Raw genomic sequence first — 17,033 nt, 5'->3', positions numbered from 1 at the left:
GGGTTTTTGCAGCGTCGGAGAGATTCGCTATGATGATCTTGTACAGACTGTTGTCTTGCAGGGCCTGTTATGCCGTTACTCCCTCTCGAGCGACGGGGCGCCCAGACTCCCCCTGATGGCCCACCCCCGAGTGAGCGATTCAATCTGGACAGCAATCTGAGGCGTTGGTTCGCTCGCAACTTGGGGTTGTGGCGTTCAAGGCGGCAATACATTTTTCAGCACGATGAAGTTCTCTATCTCGACATGGTGATCCGCGTCGAGATCTTTGCGGAATCTGCCGTTGGAGTGCCTCGCTACCGCTTCACTTGGTGGCCGGAGAAGGAGACTGAGACCTTCGAACGCAAGCTCCCTTATCGAAAAGAAGGCCAGATGGAGGCCACCCTGCTTGGCCATCAGCTCCAAAGGGATAGGGCCTACTTAGAAGACATGCCCGTTCGCACTCAGATCCGTCAGGTGGATGAGCATGAAGTGGTGTTCGAATCGGATTATGCCGATTGGCACATCCTTGAACACACCCGTCTGATCGACCAGGACCGCTATCGTTCCCGAGCGATTTACAGCTGGCAGAACGGCGAACTGGCGATCGTGGAGCACCACCATGAAACCCGGATGGAGGATGCCACTGAGCCCATCTCGGCCTGATCGCCCAAAAGCTCAGATGGGGGAGTTTTGCCGATTCAATCAGATTTAGTCATCGATTGACTGGTCGATCACCCCTTATATGGGGCACGATGGCTCGGAGATCCGATTCCGTCAGTTGTTTAACTTTTCCCGCAGCATTCGAGTTCTGTTGTCGGCTTCACTGGCCGCAGCACCCCTAAGCCTGGTCAATCCAGCTGCTCATGCCCAGCAGCTTGAAAGCTCCACCCCCGCGGCTCAAGAGGACATTTTCCTCTACCGGGGGATGGGCTCGTCATACGTTTGTAACGCTAGTGCGGCCAAGGTGGAATTCCCTAAGGCGGTGGGCATTGCCTCAGCGACCTATGTGCAGATCCTCAACGGTCGTCATGGCGGCATGGTTGCGTCGGCCGGCAGCAACAAACTCACGAACGAGCAGTTGTTTGCAGGTGCTGAATTCCAGATCATTACCGGTGCCATTCAGTATTGCCCTGATGTTGTTCCTGCCGATGTGAAGGCAAAGGTCCAAGAGGCGATCAAGAAGCAGAGCGCCTCTGCTGGCAACTGATCCAGTTCAGTTCCTTCACGCCTAAATCCAAGCCCACAGTTGCATCGCGATGCAACTGTGGGCTTTTTCGATGGTCTCTTGATCGGTGGTTCCGATTGGCTGAGGCCAACATCCGGCCCAATGCGTGCGCGCTTTTCGCGTCGGTGGTTTTCAGCCCCTGTGAGCGCCTGACGTCACCCAAGGCCAGTGGACACGCCAGGATCAGGTGACTGAGCGATCCCTATGGCCCCAGCTTCCACTGTGCGTCTCCTCGATTATCGGCCGTATCCATTCGCGATCCCTAGCATCAGTCTGGATGTGGTGATTCAGGACAGGCTGGTTCAGGTCACCAGCACGATGGCGGTGGAGCCGCGCGCATCAAGTGCTGACTCAGAAGCGATGCATTTGTGCGGCGTGGAGCTTGAGCTCCTCGAAATCCGCATCAATGATCGGCTGCTCGCTTCCGTCGATTACAGCGTCGAGAGCGGCCGATTGGTGCTGCATCATCCGCCTTCAGAGCCTTTTTCCTTGACCACGGTCTGCCGGATTGATCCGTGCTCGAACGCATCGCTGGAAGGTCTCTATGCCAGTGGGGGCATGCTCACCACCCAGTGCGAGGCAGAAGGGTTCCGCCGCATTGCCTTCCATCCGGATCGTCCGGATGTGCTGAGTCGCTACCGGGTTCGCATTGAAGCGGACCGGCAGATCTATCCAGTGCTCCTTTCCAACGGCAATCTGATTCGTTCCGGGGAGGTGGCCTCGGCCTCCGGTCGTCACGAAGCGATTTGGGACGATCCCTTCCCGAAGCCGTCCTATCTCTTTGCTCTCGTGGCGGGTGATTTGCGCGAGGTTCGCGACAGCTTCAGAACCGCATCTGGCAGGGATGTGGCGCTGCGTTTGCATGTGGAACCCGGTGATGAGCCATTCACGGCGCATGCGATGGCATCGCTGAAGCGTTCGATGGCCTGGGATGAGAAGGTTTATGGCCTCGAATACGACCTTGACGAGTTCAATACTGTTGCCGTGCGCCATTTCAACATGGGCGCGATGGAGAACAAGAGTCTCAATATCTTCAATTCCAAGTTGGTGCTTGCGGATGCGGAAACGGCCACGGATGGCGAATTGGAACGGATCGAGAGCGTTGTTGCCCACGAGTACTTCCATAACTGGTCCGGAAATCGCATTACCTGTCGTGATTGGTTCCAGTTGTCCCTCAAGGAGGGACTCACCGTCTTCCGTGATCAGTGCTTCACGGCTGATCTGCATTCACAGGCCTTGAAGCGCATCGAGGATGCCTCCATGCTGCGCAACACCCAGTTCCGGGAGGATGCTGGCCCTACGGCACACCCTGTGAAGCCAGATGCCTACCAAGCGATCGATAACTTCTATACAACGACGATCTACGAGAAAGGGGCAGAGTTGATTCGCATGCTCCAGACCCTTCTCGGCAAGGAGCGTTTCATGCGGGGGATGGGGCTTTATTTCCGTCGGCATGACGGTGAAGCGGCCACAACCAACGACTTTGTCGCAGCGATCCTGCAGGGAGCGCTCCAGGACGGCGAGCCCTTGGGGTTTGATCCGGAACAATTTGAACGTTGGTACGTCCAGGCCGGCACCCCCGAGGTGCAGATTGCGCGTGGTTGGGATCCACAGCATGGGCGCCTGACTCTCACCATCCGTCAGACCACGGCAGCTACCCCCGGGCAGCCTGATAAGCAGCCGCTGGTCATTCCTCTCCTGTGGTCTCTGGTTGCTGCCGATGGTGAACCAGGGGAGGAGCAGCTGTTGGTGTTGGATCAGCCGGAGCAGACCCTTGTTCTGGAGGGGCTTGCTCCAGCTGAACAACCACCAGCCTTGTCACTGTTTCGCCAGTTCTCCGCACCAGTGCGTTGGCAGGCGGATCAGTCGATGAAGGAGTTGTTCCATCTCTTTGCTTATGACAACGATCCCTTCGCCCGTTGGGATGCAGGCCAACAGCTCTGGCAGCGTTTGCTCTTGGCCCGGGCCGCAGGTGCCGTTGATAGTGCCTTGGAGAAACAGATGCAGGCCTCCTTGGAGGTTCTGCTGGCCGCTGATGGTGAGCAGGATCCCGCTGTTCTCGTCACTCTGCTGAGTTTTCCTGGCGGAGCCGAGCTTGAGGCTCTGCAGGAGGTGGCTGAACCTCTTGACCTTTATCTGGCCGGTTGTGCCTTGCGAGAACAGCTGGGCACAGCCTTGGCCATTCCTTTGCAGGCCCGGTTGGAGAAGATGGGGCCACAGCTCGATCAGGTCTGGCCTGAAGGTCAGGGTGAACGGCAGCTCACTGGTTTGATCTGGAGCTGGCTTGCTGCCGCGGGTGATCAACAGGTGAGGGATCAGGCACTAGATGCGGTCACTGGCCCCTCGATGACCATGGCCCGTTATGGCCTTCGTGTCCTCCAGCCCTTCGATTGTGTTCAGAGAGAGAAGGCTTTGCAGCGTTTTCACGATCGTTGGCAGCAGCGTCCTGTGATCTTCGACACTTGGTTCGCCCTGGAGGCTTCCACTCCACGAGCCGATGGTCTTGAGCGGATTCAGACCTTGCTCGACCATCCTCGTTTCGATCCGATGGCCCCCAATGCTGTGCGGGCGGTTCTTGGAGGCCTGGCTGGAAATCCTGTGGTCTTCCATGCTGCGGACGGCAGCGGCTATCGCTTCATGGCACAGCAGATCATCGAAGTGGATCAGCGCAACGCGATCACGGCATCCCGACTGGCGAAGGTGTTTAGCCGTTGGCGCTTTTACAGCAAGGAGCGTCAGCGTCAGGTGCTTGAGGGGCTGGCCCTGCTGGAGTCAGCAGAGTTGTCCGCCAATACCCGGGAGGTGGTGGACATGATGATGGCCTGATTGTGAGCTCTTCAACCCATCAATGTCGTCGGCCTCTGTTCGAGCCGACTGCTGCCATTGTTTTTTTCCACAAAAAAGCCGGTCAGGAGACCGGCAGGGTGATGGGGTTTCCACAGTTTATCGGCTTTTGGGCTGTTTTGGCGCTTTTTACGCTTGGTTGGACGCAAAAATAGGCCTCTTTTTTCCACAGCTTCTGCTGCTTCGCTGGCTTGCCACGGCCAGGTCTGGCGGCTCTGTTGATGGCGGGGATGCCCAGCGACTGCTGATGGTGGGCGATTCAGGGGCTCAAGCAGGTGGCAAGAGCTTGCTCAAGGCCGAATCGGCCTGTTCCCCTTTGGTTGTTGGTTGCCCTGAGAATCGCAATCGAGACTGTCTGTTGGTAGGAAGAGAAGTTTGATCGATTCACTGATGGGTTGGGCTTTTGTACTCACTCAATTGCTCAATGGTCTTTCATGTTTTGAGACAAGTCTTTCTTGAACGATCTCTGTCTTGCCTGATTAAGTGATGGGTGTGTATGTTTCTAGTAATTCATTTCAATAATGGAAATGCTCACTGGATCTGAACTGCTGGCCAAAGTCAAGGAATTGGGTGATGTCTCCAAAACTGATCTGGCCACGGCCTGTGGGTACGTTTCTGATAAGAAAGACGGTGGTCAACGGGTTAACTTCACCAGCTTCTATGAGGCTCTTCTCAATGCCAAGGGCATTGACCTGGGAAGCGGCACAAAGGGAATCGGCAAGGGTGGCCGCAAGCTCTCTTATGTGGCCACCGTTCAGGGCAATGGCAACCTTCTGATCGGTAAGGCCTATACAGCAATGCTCAATCTTGAGCCTGGCGATGAATTCGAAATTAAGCTTGGGAAGAAGGCGATCCGTCTGATCCCAACAGGTGCAGCAGCCACTCACAGCGACAGCGCAGCCATGGAAGACGGCGAAGACTGAACCTCCGCATTGTTAGGTCGCGTTCCTGCCCCGCCCTAGAGCGGGGCTTTTTGATGGAATTATTTCGATCGCTCGAGGATTGACTCCCCAGGAGTGGTTCCAAGCTGCTGGAAGACTTTGCGCCTGAAGGTCGCCCCTTCACGACCCGAATGTGCACCCCAAAGTCCTTCCCAGTAAAAGAAAATCACTCCGTAGCCTCGTTCATGGCTGAGACGCATTTTTTCCGCAAGAACTGGCATCGGAGTCGTTCGTTTTCCGAAGCCTGCAAGCACTCCGATCTGCACAGGCATTCCCCATTGCCGCGCTTTGCGCAGCGCGGGTTGATCCAGATCTTTCGCGAAACCTTTGAGGGAATAGGCATAGTTCTGCACCACAAGATCTTCGATCAGCTCACCGACTGCCCACAGCTCCCAGTCCTGCAACCAATGGTTGTAGGCAAAACGGAAGGGGCCTGGTGACAGTGAAATACGTTTTGGCAGGGCTTCACGGCCGAGGCGCTCGCGTAACTCCCTGAGCAAGCCTGTGAGCTTGCGACGTCGCCAGGTCATCCAGATGCGGTTGGTGTGATCACGCGGAGGTTCCACACCGGTTTCCTGCCGATAGAGGGCCACGGTGTAGGGGTCGTAGCCCAGTTCCACCGGCCAGGCGAAATGGTCGTCGAGCTGGAGGCCATGCATGCGGCAGCGCTTAAGGACCTCCACCACCAAGCCGATGAAGCGTTCCCGCACCTCTGGGTGGGCGGGATTGAGCCAGACCATCTCCTTGCCGTGCATTCTCATGATCGTGTTGCCATTGGCCTTCGCAAGCACCCATTCGGGATGGTCCTGCACTACCGCCGCTGTGGCGGGCTCCATCAGGCCGTATTCAAACCAGGGGATCACCTTCATTCCCCGTTTGCGGGCTTCTGCACTGAGGGTGCAGATCGGGTCCAGTTCCAGTCCGGCAGCGGCGAGATGTGGTTCTACGGGGACGAATTGACTGCGGTGAAAGGTCGTGCCCCTGCTCCAGACATTCGGATAGATCGCGTTAAAACCGGCCGCCTGGAGCTCCTTCACTGCCTGGCGGATGCGTGCATGGCTGTAATAAACAGGACTCGGACTGTTTGTGATCCACACCCCCAGCGTTCTGGGTGGCGGCCCGTTGATCGGAAGTTGGCTGAGGTTGGCAGTCGAAGCTGGAGGAGGCGCGGCTTCGGCGTTTGCCCGTTGAGCGATCGCCAAACTCAGAATCGCGGCGAGCCCTGCACCGAAAGGAGTGAACAAGCGTCGCCCGGTCTGTGGACCGATCCCGGGCCGCTTGCCCTGAAATGCAAAAGCTTTCACGACTTCAGCGGAACATCGAGCTCACAGAGCTTTCTTCGTGAATGCGCCAGATCGCTTCACCAAGCATGTTGGCTACCGAGAGAACCTTGAGCTGGGGGAATGTTCGGTCGGGTGCAATCGGGATGCTGTTGGTGACCACCACCTGCTCGAACAAACCATCCGCGGAGAGGCGCTCACAGGCTGGCGGGGAGAAGACAGCGTGTGTTGCGCAGGCCAGCACTCGCTGGGCACCCTGCTGGCGAAGCAGACGTGCACCGGAACAGATCGTGCCGCCTGTGTCGATCATGTCGTCGATCAAAATTGCGGTCTTGTCCTTCACATCACCAATCACGGTGAGGCTTTCCGCCTTGTTATGACCAGTTCGGCGTTTGTCGATGATCGCCAGCGGTGCATCGTTCATCTGTTTGGCGAATGCCCTGGCCCGGGCTACACCACCGACATCCGGTGACACCACCACCACCTCGCCAAGCTCCTGGGCGGAGAGGTAGTCAACCAGGACTGGGGAGCCGTAGATGTGATCGCAAGGGATATCGAAATAACCCTGGATCTGAGCAGAGTGAAGATCCATCGCAAGCACTCTGTCCACTCCTGATTTGGCTAGGAGGTTGGCGGTGAGTTTGGCCGTAATTGATTCGCGTCCAGCTGTTTTGCGATCGGCTCGCGCATAGCCGTAATACGGCACCACCGCTGTGATTTGACGTGCTGAGGCCCGACGGCAGGCATCGACCATGATCAGCAGCTCCATCAGGTGGTCGTTCACCGGAGCACAGGTCGGCTGGATCAGGAAAACGTCGCAGCCACGGATCGATTCTTGAATTTGGACGTAAAGCTCGCCGTCGGCGAAGCGCTTGCAAACCCTCGGGCCGTCTGGAACGCCCAGATAGGCTGAGATCTCCTGGGAGAGAGCCGGATTCGCCGTACCGCTGAACAGGCGAAGCCGGCGATTGTCCTGGTGGATCTTCTCCTGCTCTGCACGGGCTGCAGTGAGAAAACTGGTCACGACACCCGCAAACGAGAACAGCTGTCACCCGATGGTAGTGCCGAGCCTGACGGCCTTCATCACAGGTCGGTGGTTCAAGCTCGTTAAGGTCTGCTGATGCTCGATCAGTCCATGGTGGTGATTGGCGCCGGGCCCCTGCCCGAGCTGCTGATGCGCGGGGCCTGCACAACCCTCGCAGAAGCCTTTGGGGTCCCGTTGAGCACCATTGCAGTCGGCGAGTCTCCCCAGTCGTTCTTGGCTGACCTGCATCGGGATTGTCCCCGTCTGGTGCGGTTGGCCGGTGATTCCGGTCGAGTCGCTGTTGATGGCAGTTGCTGGATCGATGCCCTTGGCGCTTGGCGGGCTCCCACCTTGTTGTTGGCAACACCTCTGGCTGATGGGGCAATCCCTGGCGTGGTTCCGGCTTATCTCGCTCTTTGTCAAAGCCGCCGTGTTCCTCTGATCGGCCTGATCCAGATTGGAGGTGCCTGGCGCTTGAGCGAACGGCGCCGGGATGGATTGCCGTGGTCAGGTTGGATGGCCGATCAGGGTAATGAGGGCCTGGATGCCTTGGTGACGGTGTTGCAGCGTCAGCTCAGACGCTGAAGGGTTGTTTTCATTCCCTTAGTTTTTTGGCGGCCAGAGTGGGAAGGGGGCCCCGGCTTTGAGTTGCCGCAGGGGTTGCTCCCCTGCCCTGGGAGCCAGCGGCAAGGTGGAGATGACGGGGGGTTGTTTGCTGCTCAGAGCTGCTGCGGCGAGGCTCAGCCACTCCTGGCTGTTCATGTCGCTCTCCACCTGGCTGCTGAGATCATTCACTAATCCAGGCAAGACGAGAATGGCGTTGGGCTGGAGCATCTGATCGTGAATGGCACGAACCAGCCATTGCTGCCGCAGGCGCCGTTCATGGTCCTTGAGGGGATCAGGACGGAACCGGGCCAGCTGCTCAGCCTGGGCTGCATTGAGGGTCTGGCGTCCGGCCTGCAGATTGACGCTGTAGTTCTGGCGTTGATCGGTGTGGCTGAGGGTCTGATTGAGACGCACGTCGAGGTCACCGAGACCGTTCACGAGGGTGCGTAGTGCCCTGCGAGGCATCACCACATAGCGGCTTGGCTCACCTTCTTTCAGTCCGACCACGTCTGCGACCACATCGGCGGTCAGCGCCACACCACCCTCGCGGTAGCTCCTGGCCAGGGGTTGCATCGCGGCGGCCCCCGGCAGGTTCACCCCCAGTTCTGTTGGAAGCTGAAGAATTTGAAGTGGCCTCTCTGGCTGCACCCGGATCAACATCAGGCTGTCGGCATTGGCTGGCCCTTGCGGTGCCGCTCTGTTGATCGAATCGTTGATGCCATTCGCATCCACACCCACCACCATCACCGTGACCGGTGTGCTGGGGAAGGGCGCCAAGCTGGAGGGGTCATCGGCTGAAGGCAGCGTCGGTGCGACGCGGTCGGCCTTCGGCCACAGCGTTGTCAGGGCTGTTCCCACCACCCAGACACTGCCAATTGTGGCTGCAATCCGAAGCACTGTCCTTAGGGGATGCTGACCAAGCCAACGGCGCTGTTTGCCCTTTTGGGTGTCCTGTTCCTGTGCCGGGGCAGCCATCAGCCGTGCTGATTTCAAAGGGTGCCCAGTCTTGCTCAACTTCAGCTGTTTAGCGTTGGAAGCGTCAAGGCCCGCCCGATCTGTGACGCAAGCCCCTGCTTCCCCCGCTCCCCATGAACGGGCCAGGCCCATTCCACGGGATGTGGTGCGGCCAGCCAAGGACCTCTGCAGCGACTGTGGTCTTTGTGATTCACGTTGGGTTGCCTACGTGCGTCAGGCCTGCGCGTTTCTCCATCAGGATTTCGAGGGGATGGAGAAGCGCCACCACGGCCGCAGTCGTGACCTCGACAATGACGATGAGCTTTATTTCGGTGTGCAGCAGCGCATGCTCACCGCCCGCATGCGTCAGCCAATCGATGGTGCGCAGTGGACCGGGATCGTCAGCCACCTTGGTGTTCAAGCTCTCAAGAGTGGTCTGGTCGATGCCGTGCTCTGTGTCCAGCAGAGCCCTGATGACCGCTTCACACCGATGCCGGTTCTGGCCCGCACGCCTGAAGAGGTGCTTGCAGCACGGGTGAATAAACCGACCCTCTCCAACAATCTGTCTGTGCTTGAGCAGTTGCCGGGCAGCGGCATCCGTCGCTTGCTGGCCATTGGTGTTGGCTGTCAGATCCAAGCCTTGAGGGCTGTGCAGAACACCTTGCCGCTGGAACAGCTCTATGTGCTCGGTCTGCCCTGTGTGGACAATGTCTCCCGTGAGGGTTTGAACACCTTTCTGCACAGCGCCAGTGCTTCCCCGGACACGGTGGTGCACTACGAGTTCATGCAGGATTTCCGAATTCACTTCCGCCACAAGGACGGTCACCAGGAAACAGTTCCCTTCTTTGGTCTCGATACACCCCGCCTCAAGGATGTCTTTGCTCCGAGCTGTCTGAGCTGTTTCGACTACACCAATGCTGGGGCTGATTTAGTGGTGGGCTACATGGGTGCTGAATTTGGCCGCCAATGGCTGGTGGTGCGCAATCAGCTCGGAGCTGAGTTGCTGGATTTAATCGAAGCGGATCTCGATATCGCCCCTGTCACCAGCCGGGGGGATCGGCGGGCGGCAGTGCAACAGGGCATCGATGCCTATGACAAGGCCATCAAGCTGCCGATGTGGTTGGCTGAGGTCGTTGGCTGGGTTGTGCAGCGCATCGGTCCGAAGGGGCTGGAGTACGGACGCTTTTCAATTGACTCCCACTTCACGCGCAATGCCCTTTGGGTACGGCGGAACCATCCCAAGCAGTACGGTCGCCATCTACCAGCCTTCGCGCGGAAGATCATCGAGCGCTACGAGTTGCCCAAGTTGTGATCCTGGCGATGGTGTTGTCTTCCACTACAGAGGTCACTGCCCCTGCACCTGCAGGAGCCATTGGGGTTCTGCTGCACCCCTCTGCCCTACCGGGAAGTCCTGTCTGTGGTGGGTTCGGAGCTGCGGCGCGTGATTGGTTGCAGTCTCTGTCTCGTCACGGCATCGGTGTCTGGCAGGTGTTGCCGTTGGCGCCGACTGACGGCACTGGATCCCCCTACAGCTCCCCGTCCAGTTTTGCGATCAACCCTTGGTTTCTGGATGGCCAGGATCTGGTCGATCAGGGCTTTCTGTCAGAGCAGGCCCTGAACGCTCTGCCTGGACAATCAGCCGATTCCGGCCCTCTGCAAGCTTTGGACTGCCAGCTTGCTGATGAGCGGGCCGAGGCTCTCGCGCGGGAGCTGGAGAAGGCCTGGAAGGAACAGTCTTCTGAACGACACCGCTGTTTCGAACGCTGGTGTTTAGCCCAGGGGGATTGGCTGGAAGAGCATGTCTGTTTTGTGGAGCTGCGCAGGCAGCACAAGGGCCTGCCCTGGTGGGAGTGGCCTCGCCCGTTTGCTCGACATCGAGCCAGAGCTCTGCGGGCCTGGAAAGCAGACCATCAACGGGCCTTGCAGGCTCAGCGATTGCTCCAGTGGCAGCTTGATCAGCAGTGGCGAGGTCTGCGAGCGTTCGCGGATGAGCTTGGAGTTCGTATTTTCGGCGATCTCCCTTTCTATGTCGCCCGTGATAGTGCCGATGTTTGGAGTCATCGTCGCTTGTTCTCGATCGAGGCAGACGGCACGTTGACCACCCAGAGCGGTGTGCCCCCTGATTACTTCTCCGCCACCGGTCAGCTCTGGGGCACTCCGGTGTATCGCTGGTGGCGGCATCGCCTCACCCGGTTCCAATGGTGGCGGCAGCGCTTGCGCCGTCAGTGGCAGCTTCTGGATTTGCTGCGGCTGGATCATTTCCGTGCTTTGGCGTCGTACTGGGCCGTACCTGGTGGCGATGACACCGCCGCTCGAGGGGTCTGGAAGCCGTCACCGGGCCATGCTTTATTGCGCTGTTTGAAAGCTGATGGTGATGGCCGCTTGCCCCTGGTCGCTGAGGATCTGGGGGTGGTCACCGATGATGTGGAAAACCTGCGTGATGGCTTCGACCTGCCGGGAATGAAGATCCTGCAGTTCGCCTTCGACGGCAATCCAGACAACCCCTACCTTCCGAACAACATCCACGGCAACCAGTGGGTTGTTTACACCGGTACCCATGACAACCCCACCACGATTGGTTGGTGGCAGGGACTGGATGCTGACGCCAGGGAGCGGGTGGCCCAGGCGGTGGGTCAAGAGGTCACAGCTCCGGGCTGGCAACTGCTTGAGCTCGGGCTGGCCTCTCCCGCAGGTCTGGTGGTGACGCCATTGCAGGATCTCTTGCATCTTGATGATGCTGCGCGCTTTAACACCCCCGGCACGGTTGGTGGTAACTGGATCTGGCGTCTTCCCTCCCTGGATCATGCGGTAGAAGACGCCCTCAAGGGTTACGGCGAGCGGGGGTCGCTTTGGGGTAGGCGATAGCGACCAGGTTGATCGCTAATGGGTTGTTGAGGCTGACCATTCCAAAGCACTTGATCCTCTGGCTGCGGAGGGGGCTGCAGATTCAGACTGATCGGTGCCAGCAGTTGCAGGGTTAACTGCCCCTGGCTGCCTTTCAGTTCACTACGGTCTCCACCCGCACTGGAAAAACGGATGGTGCTCGGCTGACTGAGCTTGAGCTGCAGTAGGCCGAGGGCCTGGCGATCCTCGGAGGTGATGGTCTCAGGATCATTGCTTGTGGCTGACGTTGGCGGTAACCACTGCACCAGTGGGCGTCTCAGGGCGTCCTCAAGCGGTCGCAGCCCAGGCAGTCCAGGTTCGCTCCCTTGCGTGCGGTTGCTGATCTGGAGGTCAGCCGCCGTCGGTGCGATCGGTTGTAGTTGCTGACTGTTGCGTTGGGTCAGGTGGCGCTGTTGCTGATTCAGCGCCATCAATGTCCCCAGCATCAGCACCCCATACACCACGCTTCCTTGCCAGGTGCTGACGATGTCAATACTGCCGATGGTGAAGCGGCTATTGCCAGTGGTTTTGCCCCGCAGCTTGCTGTTCGTCGTTGTGGGAAGGGCCCCTTGCAGGCTGTCGGGTGCCAGCTCAAGGTGGCGCTCCAGTTGGGCCAACATCGCGCCGAGGTAAGCGGCTTCGGGCAGGCGATCACTCCATCCTCTCTCCAGGGCTTCAAGCACGGGAGTGGTAATGCGCACCTCTCGTGAGAGGTCTCGCATGCTGAGCCCTCGCTGTTCCCGCCGTTCTTTGAGCAGCTGGCCTGCCTGCTGCAAGGGCGTGATCTGATCAGAACTCTCGCTTGTGAAACCGCTTGTCGCCTGGGACGATCTGCGCCGAGGCCAGAGCCTGGGAAATCTCATCGCGGCGTGCTGGTCAATGCACGCCATTCTCCCTTGTTTAAAGGGCGCCAGCGACCCTCCGCCAAGGATCCGAGAGCGACGGTTGCGATTGCAATCCGTTGAAGATCGATCACCGGGTGGCCCAGCTGTTCCGCGACCCGCCTGATTTGGCGATTTCGGCCCTCTCGCAACACCACCTCCAGCAAGGTCTCTCCACGTTCGTGCTCCAGAGCACGAACCGTTGCGGGCTGGGTGATGCGGTCATCCAAGGGCAGTCCCTGGCGCCATGCCTCCAGGGTGCTGTGTTTTGGCTTGCCCCGGACCCAGACCCGGTACGTTTTTGGGTGGGAGTAGCGGGGGTGAGTGAGATGAAGGGTCAGCTCTCCTTGGTTTGTGAGCAGCAGTGCTCCGCGGCTGTCTGCGTCAAGACGGCCGACGGGGTGTAGGCCGTCTTGACGGAGTTCGATCGGCAGCATGTCCAGCACGATTGGGCGTCCTTGCGGGTCATGACAGCTGCTGATGACCCCTTTGGGCTTGTTCAGTAGCAACAGCCTCGGTTGGGGTGCGCTTGGGATCGGTGCCCCATCCACGCAGATGTGGTCTTGGCTTGGGTCGGCTCGGTCCCCTAGCTGAGCCACCCTGCCATTGATGCTGATGCGTCCGGCTCGAATCCAATCCTCTGCATGGCGTCTGGAACAGATCCCGGCGGCAGAGATCAGTTTTTGCAGGCGGTCGCCGCGGGGGGCTCCAGCCGGAGAACTTGTTTCAGGCTTGTGATTGTTGCTCAAGGGCCTTGACCGGGACGAACCACACTTCAGACGTTGTCGGTGTTTCGAGGTAACAGCAGTTCCATGCTGGCGCCACCACCGGGGTGGTTGCGGGCCTGCACCCTGCCTCCGTGGTTGACAGCGATTTGCTGCACAATCGCTAGACCCAGCCCGCTGCCGCTTTGATTGGATCGAGTCCTGGAGGGATCTCCTCGGTAGAACCTCTGGAACATTTTTTCGAGGTCTGGCTCGCTGAGTCCCTGGCCGTGGTCGCGAACAGCCAGCAACCACCAGCCGCCGCTGGGCTGGATCTCCACCTCCACCTGGCTGCAGTCGGGTGAGTACCGCAGTGCATTGTCGAGCAGATTGAGGATGGCGCGATGCAGTCGTGGCTGGTCTCCTCGGAGCGGTGCCGTGATCTGATCCCGGATTGCCAGGCTGACGCCCCTTTGTTCGGCTAGGGGCCGGATGCTGCCCCAGGCACTGGCCACCAGTTCATTCAGCATCAGCGGCGAATAGCTGTCGTTGTCCATGGGCAGGCTGTTCTCCAGCCGCGATAGCTCCAGCAGGTCTTCGACCAGGAGTTGCAGGCGTCGCAATTCCTTTTGCAAACGTTGAACCAGTACGGCGTCGCCCTCCCCGACGGCCGTTTCGAGTCTGTCGCTCACGAGCATTAAGGCTGTGAGAGGCGTCTTGAGCTCATGGGCGACATCACTCACCCACCGCTCTTGCTGCTGTTGTTGGGCCTCTAGGGACTGACGACTCTGCAGCAAGAGCAGGAGCCATTCGTCTGATCCAGGTAGCACGATCGTCTCGAGCGGCTCGCCACGCATGTCCCATTCGATTCTTTGAGGGCGTTGCTGGTGACGCACGCTCACAATCGCCTCATTGATTGGGTCGACATGGAGCACTTCGTCGAGTCTTTGGCCTCGAACCAGGGTTTGATGGGAGATGCGCAATAGGCGTTCGGCCTTGCCGTTGATGTAGGCGATGCTCAAATCCGGTTTCAGGATTAACCAGCCTTGAGTGGCTTCATCGATCCAGGCCAGCAGCTGGGGAGTGCTGAGGGGCTTGCGCTCTTTCGCGCGGGCGTCAGCCCTTTGGCGAGTTCGTCTTTGTTGGCGTTGGATCAGCCAGGTCAAGCCACTCCCGATCACGAGGCCGGTCGCAAGTCCAAGCGTCCATTCCGTTGACATCGTCGTTAACCGAAGCGATATCCGAATCCGCGCACTGTGCGGATGTGTTTTGGCGAGGAGGGCTGGTCTTCGATTTTTTCCCGAAGCCAGCGGATGTGCACGTCAACGGTTTTGGTGTCGCCGACAAAATCGATGCCCCAGACCTTCTCAAGCAGCTGATCCCGACTCCAGACTCTTTTGGGGTTCTTGATGAATAACTCAAGGATGCGGTATTCCTTCGGCGAGAGATTGAGATCTTGTTCGTCACGTGTGACCCGGCACTCTTGGGCATACAGGCAGAGATTGGCGTGTCGCTGCATTTCATTGGTGCAGTCTTCCACGACGTTCGGTGGCTGTGAACGACGCAGCAAAGCGCGGCAGCGCGCCACGAGTTCGCGGATCCCAAAAGGTTTGACAAGGTAATCGTCCGCTCCGACCTCAAGGCCGAGCACCCGGTCGGTTTCACTATCCCTGGCGCTGATCACCAGGATGGGTGTGTTGTTGTTCTGGCTGCGCAGCTGGCGGCAGAGATCCAGGCCTCCAAGCCCAGGCAGCATCAGATCGAGAACGATCAGATCCACAGCTTCGCGGCTGGAGCTGGTGAGGGTCGACAGAGCCTCAGCCCCGTTGGCGCAGGATTGCACCACAAAGCCTTCGGCTCTGAGGGCTTCGTCCACGGTCTCCCGGATTGAGTCGTCGTCCTCGATTACGAGAAGACTTGCGGCGGTCACGAGCGGTGCAGAAAGCGTGTTTGTCACCGGGTGATCGGATTGAGCCTCATCATTGTGGCGAATCTTCCCAGCAGAGTCCAATCGGGTGTGGGGTTAGAAATCCCGGCAACGGTGGTAAATTACGAAACCAGTCGGTTTCGTAATTGATCGATGGCGCCCCTGTCCCTTCTGCCTGATGCAGATCTGGTGCGTTCGTATCTGCGCGATATCGGTCGAGTGCCGCTGCTGAGCCACCAGCAGGAGATCACGCTGGGCCGTCAGGTGCAGGAGCTGATGGAACTGGAGGTGCTGGAAGCAGAGCTGAGGAGTGAGCGTGGTGAGGAGGATGTGCCGCGTGAGGAGCTCGCCAAGAAGGCTGGATTAAGTGCAGTGCAGCTAAAGCGCAAGTTTCAAGCGGGGAGACGGGCAAAGGAGCGGATGGTGGCGGCGAACCTGCGGCTGGTGGTGAGCGTGGCCAAGAAATACACCAAGCGGAATATGGAGCTTCTGGATTTGATCCAGGAGGGAACGATCGGCCTGGTGCGGGGAGTGGAGAAGTTCGACCCAACGCGGGGCTACAAGTTCAGTACGTATGCGTATTGGTGGATCCGTCAGGGGATCACGCGGGCGATTGCGGAGAAGAGCCGAACGATCCGTCTGCCGATCCACATCACGGAGATGCTGAACAAGCTGAAGAAAGGGCAACGCGAGTTGAGCCAAGAGCTGGGACGGACGCCGACGGTGTCGGAGCTGGCTGGATTTGTGGAGCTGCCGGAGGAGGAGGTGAAGGAGCTGATGTGCCGTGCCCGTCAGCCGGTGAGTTTGGAGATGAAGGTGGGCGACGGAGATGACACGGAACTGCTGGATTTGCTCTCAGGTGATGGAGAGCTGCTGTCCGAGCAGGTGGAAGGCGAGTGCTTGAAGGGAGATCTGCGCGATCTGTTGGAGCAACTGCCAGAACTGCAAAGGAAGGTGTTGCGGATGCGCTATGGGATGACGGGGGAGGATCCGATGAGCCTCACCGGCATCGCTAAGTCCCTGAAGATGAGTCGAGATCGCACCCGGCGTCTCGAGCGCGAGGGTCTTGAAATGCTGCGTCATCGGGATGCACAGCTTGAGGCCTATGTGGCCATCTGAGCCATGCGCCCAACCTGCAGTTTCGAGAGATTTTGGGCTTGATTTGTAAGCGTTTTGTTTGAGGCCTTTGTTGGATCTCTTGTTAAACGCTGGTTCAGATTTCGGCAATCGCAGCAGCTGTTGCTTTGACGATCACCGGCTCACGGCATCTGAATCACTCAGCGCCACACCTCTCGCTGGTTTCAGAAGAACTCGTCAAAATTGTCGAAGTCAACAGCCTTGAAGGTTCCAGCCTCCACCTGCTTCATCAGGCCTTCAAGCTGAGTCCAAAGGGCTCCTCCTGTTAGCAGAGATAACAATAATGCGACCAGAAATGCGGCGCCGGAAGCAAATCCGAACACCTGCAGAGAGCCGCCGATGAACAGCGTCACTCCGATCACGATGCCTGCATAGCTGCTGGTGGTTTCGAATCGGCCGAGAGGGAGTAAGGGCAGTCGGTCGTTTTTCCAACCATTGAGCCGATCTTTGATCAGTTGCGCGAAGGTGAGACCACACACCACCCCAATCGCAAGCCCCAGGCCTGCTAGCAAATACGGGGGCTGACTGATCCTGGCGTATTCGAGAAGGATCTCGTCAGCATTGAGATCTCCGAACAAGCCGGAGTAGCTATCAAGATCAGCTTGCTGGAGGTCAACGGGCGCGAAATCTGGCGCGAGTGCCATGGCT

At 58.7% G+C, this 17,033-nt stretch carries 16 protein-coding genes; 8 read left to right on the top strand and 8 right to left on the bottom strand.

Translation table 11 applies throughout. From position 1 onward, the window contains the following. Positions 1 to 69: 69 nt before the first annotated feature. The 4 genes from SIB72_RS12665 to SIB72_RS12650 all read left to right on the top strand — a co-directional run bounded on the left by SIB72_RS12665 (position 70) and on the right by SIB72_RS12650 (position 4,971). Positions 70 to 642 (top strand): hypothetical protein, encoded by a 573-nt coding sequence (locus SIB72_RS12665; protein ID WP_115119872.1) that lies wholly within the window; start codon positions 70 to 72, stop codon positions 640 to 642. A gap of 148 nt (positions 643 to 790) precedes the next feature. Further along, positions 791 to 1,186 (top strand): cAMP phosphodiesterase, encoded by a 396-nt coding sequence (locus SIB72_RS12660; protein WP_413744089.1) that lies wholly within the window; start codon positions 791 to 793, stop codon positions 1,184 to 1,186. A 222-nt stretch (positions 1,187 to 1,408) separates the two neighbouring features. Further along, the gene (pepN, locus tag SIB72_RS12655) at positions 1,409 to 4,030 is read left to right on the top strand and encodes an aminopeptidase N (RefSeq protein WP_413744088.1); all 2,622 of its coding nucleotides are present in this window, start codon (positions 1,409 to 1,411) and stop codon (positions 4,028 to 4,030) included. Positions 4,031 to 4,575: 545 nt separating this feature from the next. Continuing rightward, the gene (locus SIB72_RS12650) at positions 4,576 to 4,971 is read left to right on the top strand and encodes an AbrB family transcriptional regulator (protein ID WP_115119896.1); all 396 of its coding nucleotides are present in this window, start codon (positions 4,576 to 4,578) and stop codon (positions 4,969 to 4,971) included. 59 nt (positions 4,972 to 5,030) lie between these two features. On the opposite strand, the gene SIB72_RS12645 is transcribed toward SIB72_RS12650, so the two are convergent. Continuing rightward, positions 5,031 to 6,116 (bottom strand): glycoside hydrolase family 10 protein, encoded by a 1,086-nt coding sequence (locus tag SIB72_RS12645; protein ID WP_413745129.1) that lies wholly within the window; start codon positions 6,114 to 6,116, stop codon positions 5,031 to 5,033. Between the two features lie 181 nt (positions 6,117 to 6,297). Next, positions 6,298 to 7,293: a ribose-phosphate pyrophosphokinase gene (locus SIB72_RS12640; RefSeq protein ID WP_115019902.1), complete on the bottom strand. Its 996-nt coding sequence runs from the start codon at positions 7,291 to 7,293 to the stop codon at positions 6,298 to 6,300. 96 nt (positions 7,294 to 7,389) lie between these two features. Between SIB72_RS12640 and SIB72_RS12635 the strand changes: the two genes are divergently transcribed. Next, positions 7,390 to 7,878, top strand: coding sequence for a hypothetical protein (locus SIB72_RS12635; protein WP_413744087.1), 489 nt, complete (start codon positions 7,390 to 7,392; stop codon positions 7,876 to 7,878). An 18-nt stretch (positions 7,879 to 7,896) separates the two neighbouring features. On the opposite strand, the gene SIB72_RS12630 is transcribed toward SIB72_RS12635, so the two are convergent. Continuing rightward, a complete protein-coding gene (locus SIB72_RS12630) occupies positions 7,897 to 8,874 on the bottom strand; it encodes an LCP family protein (protein WP_413744086.1) in 978 nt (325 codons plus the stop codon). Between the two features lie 82 nt (positions 8,875 to 8,956). Here SIB72_RS12630 and SIB72_RS12625 point away from each other — a divergent pair, with 82 nt between their 5' ends. Next, positions 8,957 to 10,165, top strand: a complete 1,209-nt coding sequence (locus SIB72_RS12625) for a Coenzyme F420 hydrogenase/dehydrogenase, beta subunit C-terminal domain (RefSeq protein WP_413744085.1) — start codon at positions 8,957 to 8,959, stop codon at positions 10,163 to 10,165. A gap of 8 nt (positions 10,166 to 10,173) precedes the next feature. Further along, on the top strand, positions 10,174 to 11,718 hold the full coding sequence (gene malQ / locus SIB72_RS12620) for a 4-alpha-glucanotransferase (RefSeq protein WP_170953842.1): 1,545 nt from the start codon (positions 10,174 to 10,176) through the stop codon (positions 11,716 to 11,718). Here malQ and SIB72_RS12615 read toward each other — a convergent pair. The 4 genes from SIB72_RS12615 to SIB72_RS12600 form a co-directional block, all read right to left on the bottom strand. After that, positions 11,682 to 12,512 (bottom strand): helix-turn-helix domain-containing protein, encoded by an 831-nt coding sequence (locus SIB72_RS12615; protein WP_413744084.1) that lies wholly within the window; start codon positions 12,510 to 12,512, stop codon positions 11,682 to 11,684. The two genes, malQ and SIB72_RS12615, sit on opposite strands and share 37 nt — an antisense overlap. 83 nt (positions 12,513 to 12,595) lie before the next feature. Continuing rightward, positions 12,596 to 13,366, bottom strand: coding sequence for a pseudouridine synthase (locus SIB72_RS12610; RefSeq protein ID WP_115119887.1), 771 nt, complete (start codon positions 13,364 to 13,366; stop codon positions 12,596 to 12,598). A 26-nt stretch (positions 13,367 to 13,392) separates the two neighbouring features. After that, positions 13,393 to 14,541 (bottom strand): sensor histidine kinase, encoded by a 1,149-nt coding sequence (locus SIB72_RS12605; RefSeq protein ID WP_413744083.1) that lies wholly within the window; start codon positions 14,539 to 14,541, stop codon positions 13,393 to 13,395. A gap of 5 nt (positions 14,542 to 14,546) precedes the next feature. Further along, positions 14,547 to 15,278: a response regulator transcription factor gene (locus SIB72_RS12600; protein WP_115119900.1), complete on the bottom strand. Its 732-nt coding sequence runs from the start codon at positions 15,276 to 15,278 to the stop codon at positions 14,547 to 14,549. 123 nt (positions 15,279 to 15,401) lie between these two features. Between SIB72_RS12600 and SIB72_RS12595 the strand changes: the two genes are divergently transcribed. Then, positions 15,402 to 16,367 (top strand): RpoD/SigA family RNA polymerase sigma factor, encoded by a 966-nt coding sequence (locus SIB72_RS12595; RefSeq protein ID WP_413744082.1) that lies wholly within the window; start codon positions 15,402 to 15,404, stop codon positions 16,365 to 16,367. Positions 16,368 to 16,549: 182 nt separating this feature from the next. Here SIB72_RS12595 and SIB72_RS12590 read toward each other — a convergent pair whose 3' ends face one another. Next, entirely contained in the window at positions 16,550 to 17,029 is a 480-nt protein-coding gene (locus tag SIB72_RS12590; RefSeq protein ID WP_413744081.1) for a hypothetical protein, read from the bottom strand. Between the last annotated feature and the right edge of the window lie 4 nt (positions 17,030 to 17,033).

Source organism: Synechococcus sp. MIT S9451 (assembly GCF_047304725.1).
GTDB lineage: Bacteria > Cyanobacteriota > Cyanobacteriia > PCC-6307 > Cyanobiaceae > Synechococcus_C.
Note: the sequence above shows the minus strand (reverse complement) of the source record. Positions and strands in the feature narration are given on the sequence as shown.